Here is a 16,056-nt window from a genome sequence, read left to right on the forward strand (position 1 = left end):
CCCCTCCGGGACTTCCGGCACCGGAGCCCCGGAGGTGGTCAGGCGCGGCGGCCCAGGCGGGCGAGCACCCGGGTGGCGCGGTCGGCGTCGGCGGGGACGGTGACCTCGGGGGCGCAGACGCCGTCCGAGTGCAGGGCCGGGCCGAAGCCGTCGGCGCCGCGGTCGATGCTGTCCAGCTCGGCGTCGGTGAGACCGGCGTCCACGCCCGCGGCGGTCGCGACGTCCCAGCGGTGCACGACCATGTCCCAGACGTAGAACCGCTCGAACGTCTCGCCGATCGTGCTCGGCCCGAAGTAGCCCTCGTACGGCGTCGCGACGACGTCGTCGGTGAGCGCCTCCCGCACCCGCTGCGCGTGCGCGCGCCAGGCGCCGGCGGGGTCGGCCGCGACGTCGGGGGCGTCGCCGAGCTCGAGGCCGCGCCCGGTCAGGAACTCCCGTTCGGTGCTCACCAGGTGCGCGACCACGTCGGCCGCCGTCCAGCCCTCGCACGGGGACGCCGCGTTCCACGCCGCACCGGGCACGGCCTCGAGGACGGCGGTCAGCGGGCGGTCGGCGGCGTCGTAGCGCGTACGGGTCTCGTTCATGGACCCAGCCTGCTCCGCTGCGGCAGGCTGGTCTTGATGAAATCCGACAGCGCGCCGTGGGACGCGATCGCCCGCGCCCACCTCAAGGACCCGCGCGACGCCTCGCACCGGATGCACCGCTACGAGGCGCCGGCAGAGTTCGCGGGCCTCCTGCGGTGGTTCTGGATCCCGGTGTGGTCGGTGCCGACGGGGCAGGAGGCGCCCCAGAAGGTGCTCCAGTACCCGAACTCGCTGATCGTGATCGCGCAGGACTACGCCCGCTTCTACGGCGTCACCGCCTCGCTGTCGACGACGACGCTGACCGGCGACGGTTGGGCGGTCGGCGTCGCCTGCGCCCCCGCGGCCGGATACCTGCTGACCGGCCGGCCGATGGCGGAGTTCACCGACCGCGCCGTCGACGTGGGCGAGGTGCTCGGGGACGCCGGGCGGGTGCTCAGCGACCGCGTCCGGGCGGCGATGGCACCCGACCCCTCCGACCCGGCCGGCCACGCGGCGGCGATCGAGGCGTTCGGCGAGGCCCTGCGCCCCGCGCTGCCGGTGGACGACGAGGGCGCGCTGGTCAACCGGCTCGTCGCGTTCGTCGAGTCCCGCAGCGACGTCACCCGCGTCGCCCAGGTGTGCGCCGAGTTCGGCCTGGGCGAGCGGGCGTTGCAGCGGCTGGTGCAGCGGCGGATCGGGCTGACGCCGAAATGGCTGATCCAGCGACGCCGGCTCCAGGAGGCGGCCGAGCGGCTGCGCACCGACGGCACCTCGCTGGCCGAGACCGCAGCCGTCCTCGGGTACGCGGACCAGTCGCACCTCAGCCGGGACTTCTCCGCCGTCACGGGCATGACGCCCGGCGAGTTCGCCGCCCTCCACGCCCGCCCCTAGGGGCAGAGATGGCCATGTCTGCCCCTCAGCCGTGGGCCTGGGCGGCCGCGGCCTCCTGCGCGTCGGTCGGGGCCACCGGGACCGGCGGCGGCGGGTTCCGGCGGATCGAGATCGACATGACCGCCGCCGCCATGCAGAGCGCCCCGGCGGCGAACCAGGCGAGGTCGTAGGAGCCGGTGACGTCGCGGATCACCCCACCCCCGAACGCCGCGGCCGCCGAACCGAGCTGGTGGGAGGCGAACACCCAGCCGAACACCACGGGCGCGCGGTCGCCGAAGTGCTCGCGGCACAGCGCCAGCGTGGGCGGCACCGTGGCCACCCAGTCCAGGCCGTAGAAGACGATGAACACGACCATGCTCAACCCCGGCTCGGGCCCGAACAGCGGCGGCAGCAGGAACAGCGAGAACCCGCGCAGCCCGTAGTAGGCCAGCAGCAGCAGGCGCGGGTCGACCCGGTCGGTGAGCCAGCCGGAGAAGATCGTCCCGGCGATGTCGAAGATGCCGACGACGGCGAGCAGCGACGCCGCCGTCGTCACCGGCATGCCGTGGTCGTGCGCGGCCGGGATGAAGTGCGGCTGCACCAGCCCGTTGGTCGACATGCCGCAGATGAAGAAGCCGCCGGCGAGCAGCCAGAACGGCCGGGCCCGGGCGGCGAGCGCCAGCCCCTGCAGCGCCGAGCGCGCCGCGCCCACCCGCACCGGCTCGACGTCGTCGGCCGCCGTGCCGCCGTACGGGACGACGCCGAGGTCGCGCGGCCGGTCGCGGAGCAGCCACGCCACCAGCGGGAGGACGGCGAGCGCGGCCGCCGTCGTCCCCAGGGAGGCGGCGCGCCAGCCGTGCTCGGAGTCGATCCACGCGACCAGCGGCAGGAAGACCAGCTGCCCGGCCGCGCCGCCGGCGGTGAGGATGCCCGAGACCAGGCCGCGGCGGGCGACGAACCAGCGGTTGGTGACCGTGGCGACCAGCGACAGCGCCATCGACCCGGTGCCCAGCCCGACGAGCACGCCCCACAGCAGGACCAGCTGCCAGCTCGCGGTCATGAACACGGTCAGCCCGCTGCCGACGGCGACCACCAGCAGCGCGCACATGACCACGCGGCGGATGCCGAAGCGCTCCATCAGCGCGGCCGCGAACGGCGCGGTCAGCCCGTAGAGCGCCATGTTGACCGCGACCGCGGCCGAGATGGTCGATACCGACCAGCCGAACTCGTCGCGCAGCGGGTCGATGAGCACCCCGGGGACGGCGCGGAAGGCCGCGGCCCCGACGAGCGCCAGGAAGGTCACCCCGGCCACCCACCAGGCGGGGTGGATGCGCGGCGCGGCGGCGGTTCTCACGCCGTCCAGGATCGCGCACCGCCCCATCTGCGCCGAGAGGCCGGGGTGCCACGTTCCACCGGTATCCGGCCATCCCCGGCTCCGCTGTTCCGCGGGGATCGGGGCGGCGACACCCCTCGTTGTGATCCTTCGCTCCCCACACCTGGGACCAGATCACCGCCGGGTCTGGTTATGTGGTCCGTACCGGCGCCGCCCTCGCTCACCCTGAGCGGCAGGAATCGACGTCGGGCTGAGGCTGCGCCACCTCGGTGCGCCCGGCTGACCGACGTCTCGCCGACGACGCGAGCCCGCCCTGCCCTGTGCAGTCGTGCCGGTGCTCGCCTTCGCGAGGTGGAGTGCAGCCACCGATCGTCGAAGGATTCCCTTGACCTCCAGCACCAACAGCTCCCCCGCCGCCGCCTCCGAGAGCGGCGGCCCCCGTCGTCGTCGCGGCGGACGCGGTCGCGGCACCCGCCCGGCCGGCGAGCAGGGCCAGCAGCAGGCCCGTCCGGCCGCGCCGGCGCCCACCGCCCCGGCTCCCGTCGTCGTCCCGGTCGGTGCGGACGCCACCGTGCTCCCCACCGACACCACCTTCGCCGCCCTCGGCGTCCCGGCGCCGATGGTCGAGGTGCTCTCGGCCAGCGGCATCACCGCGCCGTTCCCGATCCAGGTCGCCACGCTCCCCGACAGCCTGAGCGGCCGGGACGTGCTGGGCCGCGGCCGCACCGGCTCGGGCAAGACCCTCGCCTTCTCCATCCCGCTGGTCGCCCGCCTGGCCGCCTCGGACAGCAGGCGGCAGCCCAAGCGGCCGCGCTCGCTGATCCTCGTGCCGACCCGGGAGCTGGCCAACCAGGTCGCCGCCGTCGTCGACCCGATGGCCCGCGCGCTCGGCATGCGGACCACCACGATCTTCGGTGGCGTCGGCCAGAACCCGCAGGTCCAGGCGCTGTCGCAGGGTGTCGACGTCGTCATCGCCTGCCCCGGCCGGCTCGAGGACCTCATCGGCCAGGGCCACTGCGACCTCGGCGCCATCGAGGTCACCATCCTCGACGAGGCCGACCACATGGCCGACCTCGGCTTCCTGCCCGGCGTCAAGCGGATCATGGACCGCACCCCGAAGGTCGGGCAGCGGATGCTGTTCTCCGCGACCCTCGACAACGGCGTCGACATCCTGGTCAAGCGCTACCTGAGCAACCCGGTCACCCACTCGGTCGACCCGGCCGTGGCCCCGGTCAGCACCATGACCCACCACGTCTTCCACGTGCAGACCGCCGACAAGGCCGAGGTCGTGCGCCAGCTCGCCTCGGGCCTGGGCCGCAGCGTGCTGTTCACCCGCACCAAGCACCAGGCCAAGAAGCTGGCCAAGCAGCTCACCGCGCAGGGCATCCCCGCCGTCGACCTGCACGGCAACCTGAGCCAGAACGCCCGCGAGCGCAACCTCGAGGCGTTCAGCAACGGCACCAGCCGGGTCATGTGCGCCACCGACATCGCCGCCCGCGGCATCCACGTCGACGACGTCGCCCTGGTCGTGCACGTCGACCCGCCGACCGAGCACAAGGCCTACCTGCACCGCTCGGGCCGCACCGCGCGCGCCGGCGCCGGCGGCACCGTCGTCACCATCACCACCCCGGACATGGTCGGCGAGGTGCGCACGCTGACCCGCCAGGCCGGCATCAGCCCGCAGATCAGCACGGTCGCGCCCGGTTCCCCGCTGCTCGCGGAGCTCACCGGCCCGGCCGCGCCCTACGTCGAGCCGGCCCCCGTGGTCGAGCAGCAGCCGCAGGGCAACGGCGGTGGACGACGTCGCGGCGCCGGCGGCGGCCGCGGCACCTCCTCGGCAAAGGCCGCCTCGGGCGGTCGCGGCGGCTCGGGCGGTTCCGGCCGCTCGTCCGGCCCGGCCCGCACCCGCGCGGAGCTCGCCGCCCGCGCCGGCACGTCGTCGGCGGCGTCGTTCAGCGCCGGCTCGCGCCGCGGTCGCTGACCTCCGGGTCGCCGTCCTCCCTCAGCTCCGCGCGTCCTCCCTCACCGTGCACCACGAGGGAGGACGCGCTGGGATCAGGTGACCTGATCCCAGCACCTGCCGTCGGCCTGACACGATCCACTCGTGGCAACGATCGAGATCTCCGCCGACACCGTTCGCGTCGCGCTGAGCCGGTCCGAGAAGTTCTTCGGCCTGCTCCGCGACCTCGAGGTGCCGCGCTCGGCGGTCACCGCGGCCGAGGCGGTCCCCTCCGGGCTGGGGGCGGTGCGCGGTCTGCGCGCCCCCGGGCTCGGGCTGCCCGGCGTCCGCGCCATCGGCACCTGGCGGGCCCGCGGCGAGAAGAGCTTCGTCTCGGTCCGTCGCGGGCAGCCGGCCCTGCGGCTGCGGCTGACCGGCCGGCGCTACGACACCGTGCTGATCGGCACCGACGCCGCCGCGGAGCTCGCCGCCCGGCTCGCCCCGGGAGTTCCGCGGCACGGTTGACCGGCCCGGTGATGGGCACAGGGTGCTCCGATCCCGCGTGGTCGAGCGCTCGGCCACGCCCCGCCGGAGAGCCGAGGAACCGATGCTCAAGTTGCCCATCACCCTGTCCGAGATCGCCCCGCGCATCAGCGCCGGCGCGTTCATCCTCAACAGCGGGCTCGGCAAGCGCGGAGCCGACGAGGAGACCGCGGCGGGCATGCACGGGTTCGCCGCCGGTGCCTACCCGGTGCTCAAGTCCGTGCCGCCGCAGCAGTTCGCGCAGGGACTGGCGACGACGGAGATCGTGCTCGGGGCCGCGCTGCTCACCCCGTTCGTCCCGACCTTCGCCGCCGGGGCCGCGCTGACCGCCTTCTCCGGTGGCCTGCTGGGCCTCTACCTGAAGACGCCGGGCATGCGGAAGCCCGGCAGCCTCGCTCCCACCGAGCAGGGGCTGGCCATCGCGAAGGACAGCTGGCTGGTCGGCATCGGCATCGGGCTGATGACCCGCGGGCTGATCGAGCGCCGTCCCCGGGTGTCGGTGAAGAAGGCCGAGAAGCTGGCCACCAAGCACGCCAAGCAGGCGGCGAAGGACGCCCGCCGCGCCGCCAAGGCCGCCTGACCCCGCGTCCTCCCTCACCGCCGGGCGTCCTCCCCCACCGCACACCGCGAGGGAGGACGCCCGACGATCAGGTCACCTGATCGTGGCGCGGGGCGCCGTGGCGTCAGTTGCCGCTGGCGAAGGCGGCGTCGAACGCGGCCGCCGGCGGGTCGAAGGCCAGCCGGCGGACGAACTCCAGCGCCTCGGGCGCGCCCACCAGGCGGTCCATGCCGGCGTCCTCCCACTCCACCGAGATCGGCCCGTCGTAGCCGATCGTGTTGAGCATCCGGAAGCACGCCTCCCACGGGACGTCGCCGTGCCCGGTGGAGACGAAGTCCCAGCCGCGGCGCGGGTCGGCCCACGGCAGGTGCGAGCCCATCCGGCCGTTGCGCCCGTTGCCCACCTGCTTCTTCGCGTCCTTGCAGTCGACGTGGTAGATCCGGTCCTTGAAGTCCCAGATGAACGAGACCGGGTCCAGGTCCTGCCAGACGAAGTGCGACGGGTCCCAGTTCAGCCCGAAGGCCTCCCGGTGCCCGATGGCCTCCATGGTGCGGACCGTCGTCCAGTAGTCGTAGGCGATCTCGCTGGGGTGCACCTCGTGCGCGAACTTCACCCCGACCTCGTCGAACACGTCGAGGATCGGGTTCCAGCGGTCGGCGAAGTCGCGGTAGCCGTCCTCGATCATCGACTCGGGCACCGGCGGGAACATGGCCACGGTCTTCCAGATCTTCGACCCGGTGAACCCGACGACGACGTCGACGCCGAGCGCGCGGGCCGCCCGCGCGGTCAGCTTCATCTCCTCCGCCGCCCGCTGCCGGACGCCCTCGGGGTCGCCGTCGCCCCACACCCGCGGGTGCACCATGCCGCGGTGCCGCTCGTCGATCGGGTCGTCGCAGACGGCCTGGCCGTTGAGGTGGTTGGAGATCGCGAACACCTGCAGGCCGTGGCTCTTGAGCAGGTCGAGCCTCTCCTGCGCGTAGGAGGCGTCGTTCGCGGCGCGCTCGACGTCGAGGTGGTCGCCCCAGCAGGCGATCTCCAGACCGTCGTAGCCCCACCCGGAGGCCAGCCGGCACACCTCCTCGAAGGGCAGGTCGGCCCACTGGCCGGTGAACAGCGTGACGGGGCGCGGCATCAGTCGTCTCCTGGGATCTCGGTCCAGCGGGCCTGGTCGGCGGCGCTGCGCTCGACGGCGTCGAGCACCCGCTGCACCTGCAGCCCGTCGGCGAAGGACGGCGCGGGGTCCGCGCCCTGGGCGATGGCGGTCACCAGGTCGACGACCTGGTGGGTGAAGCCGTGCTCGTACCCGAGGCCGTGACCGGCCGGCCACCAGTGACCGACGTAGGGGTGCCCGGGCTCGGTGACGACGATCCGGCGGAAGCCGGCGGTCTCCCCCGGCTCGTCTCCGTCGAAGAAGTGCAGGACGTTCATGTCCTCGAAGTCGAAGGCCAGGCTGCCCCGCGACCCGTTGATCTCGATCCGGATGGCGTTCTTCCGGCCGAGGGCGAACCGGGTCGCCTCGAACACGCCCAGCGCGCCGCCGGTGAACCGGGCGGTGAAGACGGCGGCGTCGTCGACGGTGACCAGGCCGGTCCCCTCCCCCGCCACGCCGGACAGCGATCCGGCGGCGGCGGGCAGCGGCCGCTCCTTCACGAAGGTCTCCAGCAACGCGCTCACGCCGGTGAGCCGCTGGCCGGTGATGTGCTGGGTGAGGTCGACGACGTGGGCGCCGATGTCACCGAGCGCTCCCGACCCGGCCTTGTCCTTCTCCAGCCGCCACGACATCGGGGCGGCCGGGTCGGCGATCCAGTCCTGCAGGTACTGGGCCCGCACGTGCCGGATCTCGCCGAGCCGCCCGTCGGCGACCAGCTGCCGCGCCAGCCCGATGGCCGGCACCCGCCGGTAGGTGAACCCGACCATGGAGCGGACCCCGTCGCGGGCGGCGCGCGCGGCGGCCGCGGCCATCGCCTCGGCCTCGGGGACCGAGTTGGCCAGCGGCTTCTCGCACAGGACGTGCTTGCCGGCCTCGAGCGCGGCGATCGCGATCTCGGCGTGGGTGTCGCCGGGGGTGCAGACGTCGACCAGGTCGACGTCGTCGCGCTCGAGCACCCGGCGCCAGTCGGTCTCCGTCGTCGCCCAGCCGAGCCGGTCGGCGGCCTCTGGCGACGCGGGCGGGGTCACGGCCCACGAGCACCGCGAGGTCGGGCCGGAGCGGGAGGTCGAAGAAGTGGGGGGCGGTGCGCCACGCCTGGGAGTGCGCGGCGCCCATGAACGCGTGGCCGATGAGGCCGACCCCCAGGCGGGGCCGGTCGGTGGAGGTCATGACGACTCCTCGGGAAGCGGGGTCGCCGGCCGGGGTGCGGCCGGCGACCCCGGAGCGATCAGGACTCGAACGCGGCGTCGATGTACTCGTCGACGTTGTCGGCGGTGACCACCGGCGCGTTGAGCACGATCTCGCGCGGCACGCCCTGGGAGTTCAGGTCGGACACGCCCTTGCCCTGGGCGATCAGGCGGGCCAGCCGGACGCCGTCGGCCGCCTGGGTGTGCGGGTAGATGACGGTCGCCCGGAGGACGGAGTCACCCGACTCGATGGCACGCATCGCGTTCGCCGAGCCGGCGCCGCCGACCATGAAGAACTCGTCGCGGCCGGCGTTCTCGATGGCGGCCAGGACGCCGACGCCCTGGTCGTCGTCGTGGTTCCAGATGGCGTCGATCTGCGGAGCGGCCTGGAGCAGGTTGGCCGCCTCGGCCTCACCGGACTCGACGGTGAACTCGGCCGCGACGCGGTTGCTCACCTCGAGTTCGCAGTCGGCCAGCGCATCGGCGAAGCCCTGGCTGCGGTCCTGGGTCAGGGGCAGCGAGTCGATGCCGGCGATCTCGGCGATGACGGCGTCGGGCTGGTCGCCCAGCTCCTCGCAGATGTAGGTGCCGGCCGAGACGCCCATGCCGTAGTTGTCGCCGAGGATCGTGGCGCGGGCGGCGAACGGGCTGTTGAACTCGCGGTCGACGTTGATGACCGGGATGCCGGCCTCCATCGCCTCGAGCGCCACGGGGGTGAGGGCGTCACCGTCGAAGGGCAGCAGCACGATGGCGTCGACGCCGTCGTTGATGAACGTCTCGACCTGGCTGATCTGGGTGCCGACGTCGTTGGTGCCCTCGGCGACGCGGAGCTCGACGTCGTCGTACTCCTCGTCGACGGCGCGGGCGGCCTCGGTGATGCCGGCCATCCAGCCGTGGTCGGCGGCCGGGGCGGAGAAGCCGATGACGACGGTCTCGCCCTCTTCGTCGTTGTCGCTGGCTGCGGCGTTGCCGCCCCCGCCGCCCGAGTTCTCCGGCTCGTTGCTGGTGCAGCCGGCGACCAGGGCACCGGCGCTCAGGAGGGCGACGGCGGTGTAGGTCATCCGGCGGAAGGGACGCTGCCTCGCTGCGGACATGGTGATCTCCTCGGGGGTGTTCGCCTCCCTGGCTGGACCGCCAGGTCGTCGGGCTCGTTCGGGTGGGGAGCTGCGGGTCCGGCGGGCGGGAGCCCGCCGGGGGGGGTGCTGGCCGGGGTGCGGCGGTGAGAGGTCGCCGCACCCCGGTCAGGTCGGAGAGGTGCCGGGACGGGCGCCGCCGGGCCCGCCCGGGTCGCTGGTGCCGCCGGAGACCGCGCCGGCCGGGCTGCCGTGGACGAGGCCGCCGCCGGCCGGGCCCTCCCCCGGTCGGCGGAAGGTGAAGCTGCCGGTGGCCAGGCGCTGCTGCAGCAGGACGGCGACGACGATGATCACGCCGCGCGCCACGGCCTGCGCCGAGCTGGAGAGGTCGTTGAGCGTGAAGACGTTGCCGAGCGTGAAGAAGATGATCACGCCGAGGACGGTGCCGACGATCGTGCCGCGACCGCCGATCAGCAGGGTGCCGCCGATGACGACCGCCGCGATGGCCTCCAGCTCCCAGAGCGTGCCGTGGGTCGAGCTGCCGGTCGTCGTCCGGCCCATGATCATCACGGCCGCGATGCCGCAGGTGAGGCCGGAGAGCACGTAGAGCTTCACGGTGTGCCGCTGCACCCGGATGCCGGCGAGCCGGGCTGCCTCGGCGTTGCCGCCGACGGCGAAGGTGCGCCGGCCGAAGGTGGTGCGGTTCAGCAGGATCCAGCCGGCGATCGCCACCAGCGCGAAGATGATGACCAGCGTCGGGACGCCGAGCACGTCGCCGGAGAAGAAGTCCAGGAAGGCGCTGTCCCGGACGATCTGGGTCCGCCGGTTGGCGATGATCTCGGCGAGGCCCCGGGCCGCGGTGAGCATGGCCAGGGTGGCGATGAAGGCGGCCAGCTTGCCGTAGGCGATCACCACGCCGTTGACCAGACCGGCGCCGGCGCCGACGGCGAGGGCCGTGAACACCATGACGATCCAGTGCACGTCCTCGGCGAGCTGCTGCGTGGCCAGGGTGGTGGCCCAGACCGACGAGAGCGCCGCGATCGCGCCGACGGACAGATCGATGCCACCGCCGATGATCACGAAGGTCATGCCGATGCTGACCACGCCGACGATCGAGGCGCCGCGCAGGATGGTCAGGACGTTGTCGACGTCGGCGAACCGGTCGCCCGCGGTGATCAGGCCGACGACGCAGAGGATGACCAGCGCGACGACGAGGCCGAGGTTGCGGCCGACCGGCCCGGACATGAAGCCCGGGCCCTTGCCGGCGTCCCGGCCGGTACCGGCCGGCGCCGCGGACACGTCGGCCGCGCCTCCGGCCGTCGCCGTGGTGCTGCTGCTCATGCCACGTCCCCTTCGTGCTGCATCGTTACGACCGGGGTGCCGCGATGGGCGGTCCCCTCCATGACCAGGTCGAGCACGCGGTGCTCGTCGAGCGCGTCGGCCCGCTCCTCGGCGACGACAGCGCCGTCGGCGATCACCAGCACGCGGTCGGCCAGCCCCAGGACCTCGGGGATCTCGCTGGAGACCACGACGACGGCGACGCCGCGGTCGGCCAGGTCGCGCACCAACGCGTAGATCTCCGAGCGCGCACCGACGTCGACCCCGCGGGTGGGCTCGTCGAGCAGCAGCACGCGGCAGTTGCGGAGCAACCACCGGGCGAGGACGACCTTCTGCTGGTTGCCGCCCGACAGGGTGCGGACCTCGCGGTCGACGTCGGCCGGGCGCACGTCCAGCGAGCGGGTCAGCTCCTGGGCCGCGGTGCGCTCGGCGCCGCGGGCCAGGAAGCCGGCGCGGGCGAAGCGGGCCAGGCTGGAGATGCTGATGTTGCGGTAGACGGAGTCACCGAGCAGCAGCGCCTGGCTCTTGCGCTCCTCCGGGGCCAGCCCGACACCGGCGGCGACCGTGCTGCCCACGTCACCGTTGCGCAGCTTCTTCCCGCCGACGCGCACGGTGCCGGTGGTCGCGCGGCGGGCGCCGAAGACGGTCTCCAGGATCTCCGAGCGCCCGGCGCCGACCAGCCCGGCGAGCCCGAGGATCTCGCCGGGGCGGACGACGAAGGAGACGTCGCCGAAGCTGCCGCGCAGGCCCAGTCCCTCGACCTCGAGCAGGGGGGCCTCGTCGCGGGCGACCTCCGACCGGCGCTCCGGGAAGACGTACTCGATGGTGCGGCCGGTCATCAGCGTGATGACCTCGCGGGTCTCGGTCTCGCAGGCGGGGAGCCCGGTGGCGACGGTGCTGCCGTCCTTCAGGACGGTGATCCGGTCGCCGATCTGGCGGATCTCCTCGAGCCGGTGCGAGATGTAGACGACGGCGACGTCGTGGGCGGTGAGGTCGCGGACGACGGCGAAGAGCCGCTCCACCTCCTCGTTGTCCAGGACGGCGGACGGCTCGTCCATGACGATGAGCTTGGCGTCCTGCGACAACGCGCGGGCGATGCTCACCATCTGCTGCGAGGCGGCCGGAAGGGAGCCCACCTCGGCGGTGGGCCGGATCTCGGGGTGGCCGAGCCGGGCGAGCAGCTCGGCGGCGGCCCGGTTCGCCACGGCCGGGCGGGTGATGCCGAAGCGCGACTGCTCGCGTCCGAGGAAGATGTTGTCGGCCACGGTGAGGCCGGAGACGAGGTCGAGCTCCTGGTAGATCGTCGCGATGCCCAGGCCCATGGCCGCCTGGGGGCTGGCCAGCCGGACCTCCTCGCCGCGCCAGGTGATCCGGCCGGCGTCGGGCTGGTGGGCTCCGGCGAGCACCTTGATCAGGGTCGACTTGCCGGCGCCGTTCTGGCCGAGCAGGCAGTGCACCTCGCCGGCGCGCACGTCGAGGTCGACGCCGTCGAGCGCCCGCACCCCGGGGAACGTCTTGACGATGCCGTGCATCTCCAGCAGGGGGGCACCCCCCGCCGTCGTGCGATCCGGTCCGCTCACGCGTGCAGCTCCTCGGGACTTTTGCTCAGCGCTGATCAATAGTCTGCTGAGGCAGCAACCTATGAGGCGAGTCACACGGGGTCAAGGAGGACGGGCACGGTTACCCGATCGAGACTCCGCTGATCGCGATCCCGTCGAGTGCGATCCCCGGATCGCAGCGCGGGAACGAGCCGCCCCACCTGGGCTGAGCGCGTCCGTCGCGCCTGGGCGGGCCCCTTCGGGCCCCACGCGCCACGACCGGGCAGGGACTACCTGGCGAGCGTCTCCACGGACTCCTCGTCGAGGAACTCCTCGATCGCCATGCGGGCCGCACCGACGCGGCCGGAGAGGTCGGGCGCCTCGCTGACGGTGATCTCCAGCGCCCGGGCGGCCAGCGGCATGGACCGCCGGTAGACCGCCTCGCGGATGCCGGCCAGCAGCGGCACGCCGGCGCTGGCCACGCCCCCGGTCATCACGATGCAGTGCGGGTTGAAGAAGTTGACCAGCGCCGCCAGCACGGTGCCGATGGTGCGGCCCGCGTCGCGGACCAGCTGCAGCGCCGCCCCGTCGCCGTGCGTGGCCAGCGCGACGAGGTCGCGCACGCTCTCGACCGGCAGCCCGGCGGCGCGGGCGTCGCGGACCAGCGCCTGGCCGCCGGCGATCGCCTCCAGGCAGTTCTCCTGGCCGCAGCGGCAGGTCACGGTGCGGCCGTCGGGCCGGGCGACGTGGATGTGCCCGATGTCGCCCGCGCTGCCCTGCGCCCCGCGGTACACCCGCCCGTCGACGATGACCCCGCAGCCGATACCGGTGCCCACCTTGACCACGAGCAGGTTCTGCGTGGACCCGGCGGCGCCGAGCTCCCCCAGGGCCATCACGTTCACGTCGTTGTCGACGAACACCGGGCAGTCGAAGCGGCCGAACGCGCTGGGGATCGGGTAGTCGTGCCAGCCCGGCATGATCGGCGGGTACGAGGGCCGGCCGGTGGAGAACTCCACCGGGCCCGGCACGCCGACGCCGACGGCGCAGACGTCGGCCGGCGTGAGCCCGGCTTCGGCCAGCACCGCCTGCGCCAGCCGGTCGACCTCGGCCAGCACGACCTCGGGGCCGTCGGCGATGTCGATGGGGTGGCCGACCGTGGCCAGGATCTGCGCCGAGAGGTCGGTGACGGCGACGTCGACGCTGCTCGCGCCGAGGTCGACGGCGAGCACGCACCCGGCGCGGCTGTTGAACTGCAGCAGCGTCGGGGGCCGCCCGCCGGTGCTCCAGCCGCGACCGCCCTCCTCGAGCAGCCGGGCCGCGATGAGCTGGTCCACCCGCGCGCTCACCGTGTTCCGGGAGGCCCCGGTGAGCGCCCACGAGGTCGGCGCGGCTCCGCGCGCGACCGGTGCGCACGTGCCGCAGCAGTGCGCCGGCCGACGCGGAGGTGGACGCCACGCCGTCATAGTGGCACGCCCCGGAGGCCTCCCGGTCCGGTCACCGGACGCCGAGCAGGTGCTCCATCGCCAGCTGGTCGAGCCGCTCGAACTCCAGACCGCGCTCCCCCAGGGCCACCGGGTCGTGCGCCTCGTCCCGAAGCGCGTCCAGCGATTCGCCGTCCGCGAGGGTGGGGACGGCGAGCTCCGCCACCTTCGCCGCGGCCAGCGCCTCGGCGACCTCGGGGTCGGCCCGGAAGGCGCGCGCCTTCTCCCGCAGGATCAGGAAGTTGCGCATGCAGGCCCGCGCGGTCTCCCAGACGCCCTCGATGTCCTCGGTCCGCGGCGGCTTGTAGTCGAAGTGCACGTAGCCGTCGTAGGCCTTGCCCGTGCCGGAGCCGAGCATGGTGTCCACGGTCCAGAAGGCGCCGCGCAGGTTGCCCGCACCGAAGCGCAGGTCCTGGTCGAAGCGCGGACCGTGCTGGCCGTTGAGGTCGATGTGGAAGAGCTTGCCGTGCCACAGCGCCTGCGCGATGCCCTGGGCGAAGTTCAGCCCGGCCATCTCCTCGTGCCCGACCTCGGGGTTCAGCCCCACGCGGGACGGCTCGTCGAGCTCGTCGATGAAGGCCAGGGCGTGGCCGATCGTGGGCAGCAGGATGTCGCCGCGCGGCTCGTTCGGCTTGGGCTCGAGGGCGAACCGGATGTCGTAGCCCTTGTCGCGCACGTAGGCGCAGAGCAGGTCCAGCCCCTCCTTGTACCGGTCCAGCGCGGCGGCGACGTCCTTGCTGCCGCCGGACTCCGCCCCTTCACGGCCGCCCCACAGCACGTAGGTCTTCGCGCCCAGCTCGGCGGCGAGGTCGATGTTGCGCAGCACCTTGGCCACGGCGTACCGGCGGACGGCGCGGTCGTTGGCGGTGAAACCGCCGTCCTTGAACACCGGCGCGCCGAACAGGTTGGTCGTGGCCATCTCGACGCCGAGGCCGGTCTCCTCCAGCGCGCCCTTGAAGCGCTGCAGGGTGACCTCGCGGGTGGCGTCGTCCGGCACCAGGTCGTCGTCGTGGAAGGTGACCGCCGCGGCGCCGAGCTCGGCGAGCCGGTGCACCGCCTCGACGGGGTCCAGCGGCGGGCGCACCGCGCCGCCGAAGACGTCGACGCCCTGCCAGCCCACGGTCCAGAGACCGAAGCTGAACCTGTCGTCCTTCGTCGGGGTGTAGGTCGTCATGCCGGGGTCTCCGTCCGGATGGGGGTGGGGTGCTGCGGGAGGTCGGGGGTGGCGACGAGGGTCGGGTCGTCGAGGACCGGCTCGAGCGCCACGTGCGCGCCGCCGCGCGCGGCGGCGGTGAAGCCGAGGGTGGAGAGGACGACGCGGGCACCGGCGAGGTCGGCGGCGAACACCCGCGCGCGCAGCTCGGCGGTCATCGTCGGCAGCAGGAACCGGCCCAGGACGGCGAAGTAGCCGCCGAGCAGCACGACCCGCGGGTTGACCAGGTTGATGAGCACGGCGGCGCCGGTGCCCAGGCCGGTGCCGACGGCGGCGAGGGCGTCGAGCGTGCGCCGGTCGCCGGCGTCGGCGCGGGCGGCGAGCTCGGCCAGCCGGGCCTCGAGGTCGCGGCCGGTGTCACGCACCGGGTCGTCCGGGTCGGCGGCGGCGCGCAGCAGGGCGCCCAGCCCGACGACGGTCTCCCAGCACCCGCGCCGGCCGCAGCCGCAGGCGAGCGCGGGGTCGCCGAGCGGGGTGTGGCCGACCTCGCCGGAGAACCCGGAGGTTCCGCGGAGCAGCCGCCCGTCGACGACCAGCCCGCCCCCGACACCCACCTCGCCGGTCAGGTAGACGAGGTCGGGGGTGCCCGCCTCGGGACCGGTGGCCCACTCGGCGATGGCCGCGAGGTTGGCGTCGTTCTCCACGCGGACGGGGCACTCCGGGCGCAGGCGGGCGTTGAGCCCGGCGAGCACCGGGACGCCGCGCCAGCCGAGGTTGGGCGCGTCGGTGACGACGCCGTCGGCGCTGCGCACCAGTCCCGGGACGGCGACGGTGATCCCGACCGGGGTGGCGTCGCTGGTCCCCTCGACGGCCACCCGCACCAGCCGCGCGACCTCGTCGAGGGTGCGCTCGGCCCCGAGCGCGGGGACGTCGAGCGGCACCCGGTGCTCGAACCGGACCTCGCCGCGCAGGTCCAGCACGAGCACGGCCAGGTAGTCGACGTTGAGCTCGACGCCGATGCCGCAGACGCCGGTGCCGTCGAGGTGCACGGTCTGCCCGGGCCGGCCCACGGCGCCGCCGCGGTCGACGTCGCCCGGGGCGACCAGCCCGCGGTCGGCCAGCTCGGCGACCAGGCTGGAGACGGTGGCCTTGTTCAGGCCGGTGTCCGCGGCGATCCGGGCCCGGGAGCGGGGGCCGGCGTCGCGCAGCAGGCGCAGCACCCGGCCGAGGTTCCCCCGGCGGACGGCGGCCTGGTCGCTGGGCGTGGTCCGGACGGCGCTGCGCGGGCGCCCGGGGAGGTCGGACACGGATCTCCCTCCACCACGCCCC

The 16,056-nt window shown here is 74.1% G+C and carries 14 protein-coding genes; 4 read left to right on the forward strand and 10 right to left on the reverse strand.

The window, feature by feature from the left end:
• Window positions 1-38: 38 nt before the first annotated feature.
• Complete coding sequence (locus JKP75_RS12900) at window positions 39-584, reverse strand: maleylpyruvate isomerase family mycothiol-dependent enzyme (protein ID WP_200493143.1); 546 nt, start codon at window positions 582-584, stop codon at window positions 39-41.
• A gap of 36 nt (window positions 585-620) precedes the next feature.
• On the opposite strand from JKP75_RS12900, the gene JKP75_RS12905 reads away from it, so the two are divergent.
• On the forward strand, window positions 621-1,454 hold the full coding sequence (locus tag JKP75_RS12905) for an AraC family transcriptional regulator (RefSeq protein WP_200490849.1): 834 nt from the start codon (window positions 621-623) through the stop codon (window positions 1,452-1,454).
• 25 nt (window positions 1,455-1,479) lie between these two features.
• Here the strand turns inward: JKP75_RS12905 and JKP75_RS12910 are convergent, their stop codons facing one another.
• Entirely contained in the window at window positions 1,480-2,787 is a 1,308-nt protein-coding gene (locus JKP75_RS12910; RefSeq protein ID WP_309229807.1) for an MFS transporter, read from the reverse strand.
• Window positions 2,788-3,151: 364 nt separating this feature from the next.
• Between JKP75_RS12910 and JKP75_RS12915 the strand changes: the two genes are divergently transcribed.
• From JKP75_RS12915 to JKP75_RS12925, 3 genes are all read left to right on the forward strand, one after another.
• On the forward strand, window positions 3,152-4,747 hold the full coding sequence (locus JKP75_RS12915; RefSeq protein ID WP_242473317.1) for a DEAD/DEAH box helicase: 1,596 nt from the start codon (window positions 3,152-3,154) through the stop codon (window positions 4,745-4,747).
• Window positions 4,748-4,870: 123 nt separating this feature from the next.
• Window positions 4,871-5,230 (forward strand): hypothetical protein, encoded by a 360-nt coding sequence (locus JKP75_RS12920; protein ID WP_200490846.1) that lies wholly within the window; start codon window positions 4,871-4,873, stop codon window positions 5,228-5,230.
• 82 nt (window positions 5,231-5,312) lie between these two features.
• Window positions 5,313-5,828, forward strand: coding sequence for a hypothetical protein (locus tag JKP75_RS12925; protein WP_200490845.1), 516 nt, complete (start codon window positions 5,313-5,315; stop codon window positions 5,826-5,828).
• A gap of 103 nt (window positions 5,829-5,931) precedes the next feature.
• On the opposite strand, the gene JKP75_RS12930 is transcribed toward JKP75_RS12925, so the two are convergent.
• From JKP75_RS12930 to JKP75_RS12965, 8 genes are all read right to left on the reverse strand, one after another.
• Complete coding sequence (locus JKP75_RS12930; RefSeq protein ID WP_200493144.1) at window positions 5,932-6,939, reverse strand: sugar phosphate isomerase/epimerase; 1,008 nt, start codon at window positions 6,937-6,939, stop codon at window positions 5,932-5,934.
• Complete coding sequence (locus tag JKP75_RS12935) at window positions 6,939-7,985, reverse strand: Gfo/Idh/MocA family oxidoreductase (RefSeq protein WP_309229808.1); 1,047 nt, start codon at window positions 7,983-7,985, stop codon at window positions 6,939-6,941. Before JKP75_RS12935 ends, JKP75_RS12930 begins: the two co-directional genes overlap by 1 nt.
• Before the next feature lie 200 nt (window positions 7,986-8,185).
• Window positions 8,186-9,238: a substrate-binding domain-containing protein gene (locus tag JKP75_RS12940; RefSeq protein ID WP_200490844.1), complete on the reverse strand. Its 1,053-nt coding sequence runs from the start codon at window positions 9,236-9,238 to the stop codon at window positions 8,186-8,188.
• 147 nt (window positions 9,239-9,385) lie between these two features.
• Window positions 9,386-10,558, reverse strand: coding sequence for an ABC transporter permease (locus JKP75_RS12945; protein ID WP_200490843.1), 1,173 nt, complete (start codon window positions 10,556-10,558; stop codon window positions 9,386-9,388).
• Entirely contained in the window at window positions 10,555-12,135 is a 1,581-nt protein-coding gene (locus tag JKP75_RS12950) for a sugar ABC transporter ATP-binding protein (RefSeq protein ID WP_309229809.1), read from the reverse strand. Before JKP75_RS12950 ends, JKP75_RS12945 begins: the two co-directional genes overlap by 4 nt.
• A gap of 248 nt (window positions 12,136-12,383) precedes the next feature.
• Complete coding sequence (locus JKP75_RS12955; RefSeq protein WP_309229810.1) at window positions 12,384-13,427, reverse strand: ROK family protein; 1,044 nt, start codon at window positions 13,425-13,427, stop codon at window positions 12,384-12,386.
• Window positions 13,428-13,587: 160 nt separating this feature from the next.
• Complete coding sequence (gene xylA, locus JKP75_RS12960) at window positions 13,588-14,748, reverse strand: xylose isomerase (protein ID WP_200490842.1); 1,161 nt, start codon at window positions 14,746-14,748, stop codon at window positions 13,588-13,590.
• Window positions 14,745-16,034, reverse strand: coding sequence for an ROK family transcriptional regulator (locus JKP75_RS12965; protein WP_200490841.1), 1,290 nt, complete (start codon window positions 16,032-16,034; stop codon window positions 14,745-14,747). Before JKP75_RS12965 ends, xylA begins: the two co-directional genes overlap by 4 nt.
• Between the last annotated feature and the right edge of the window lie 22 nt (window positions 16,035-16,056).

Source organism: Blastococcus sp. TML/M2B (genome assembly GCF_016612865.1).
Classification (GTDB): Bacteria; Actinomycetota; Actinomycetes; order Mycobacteriales; family Geodermatophilaceae; genus Blastococcus.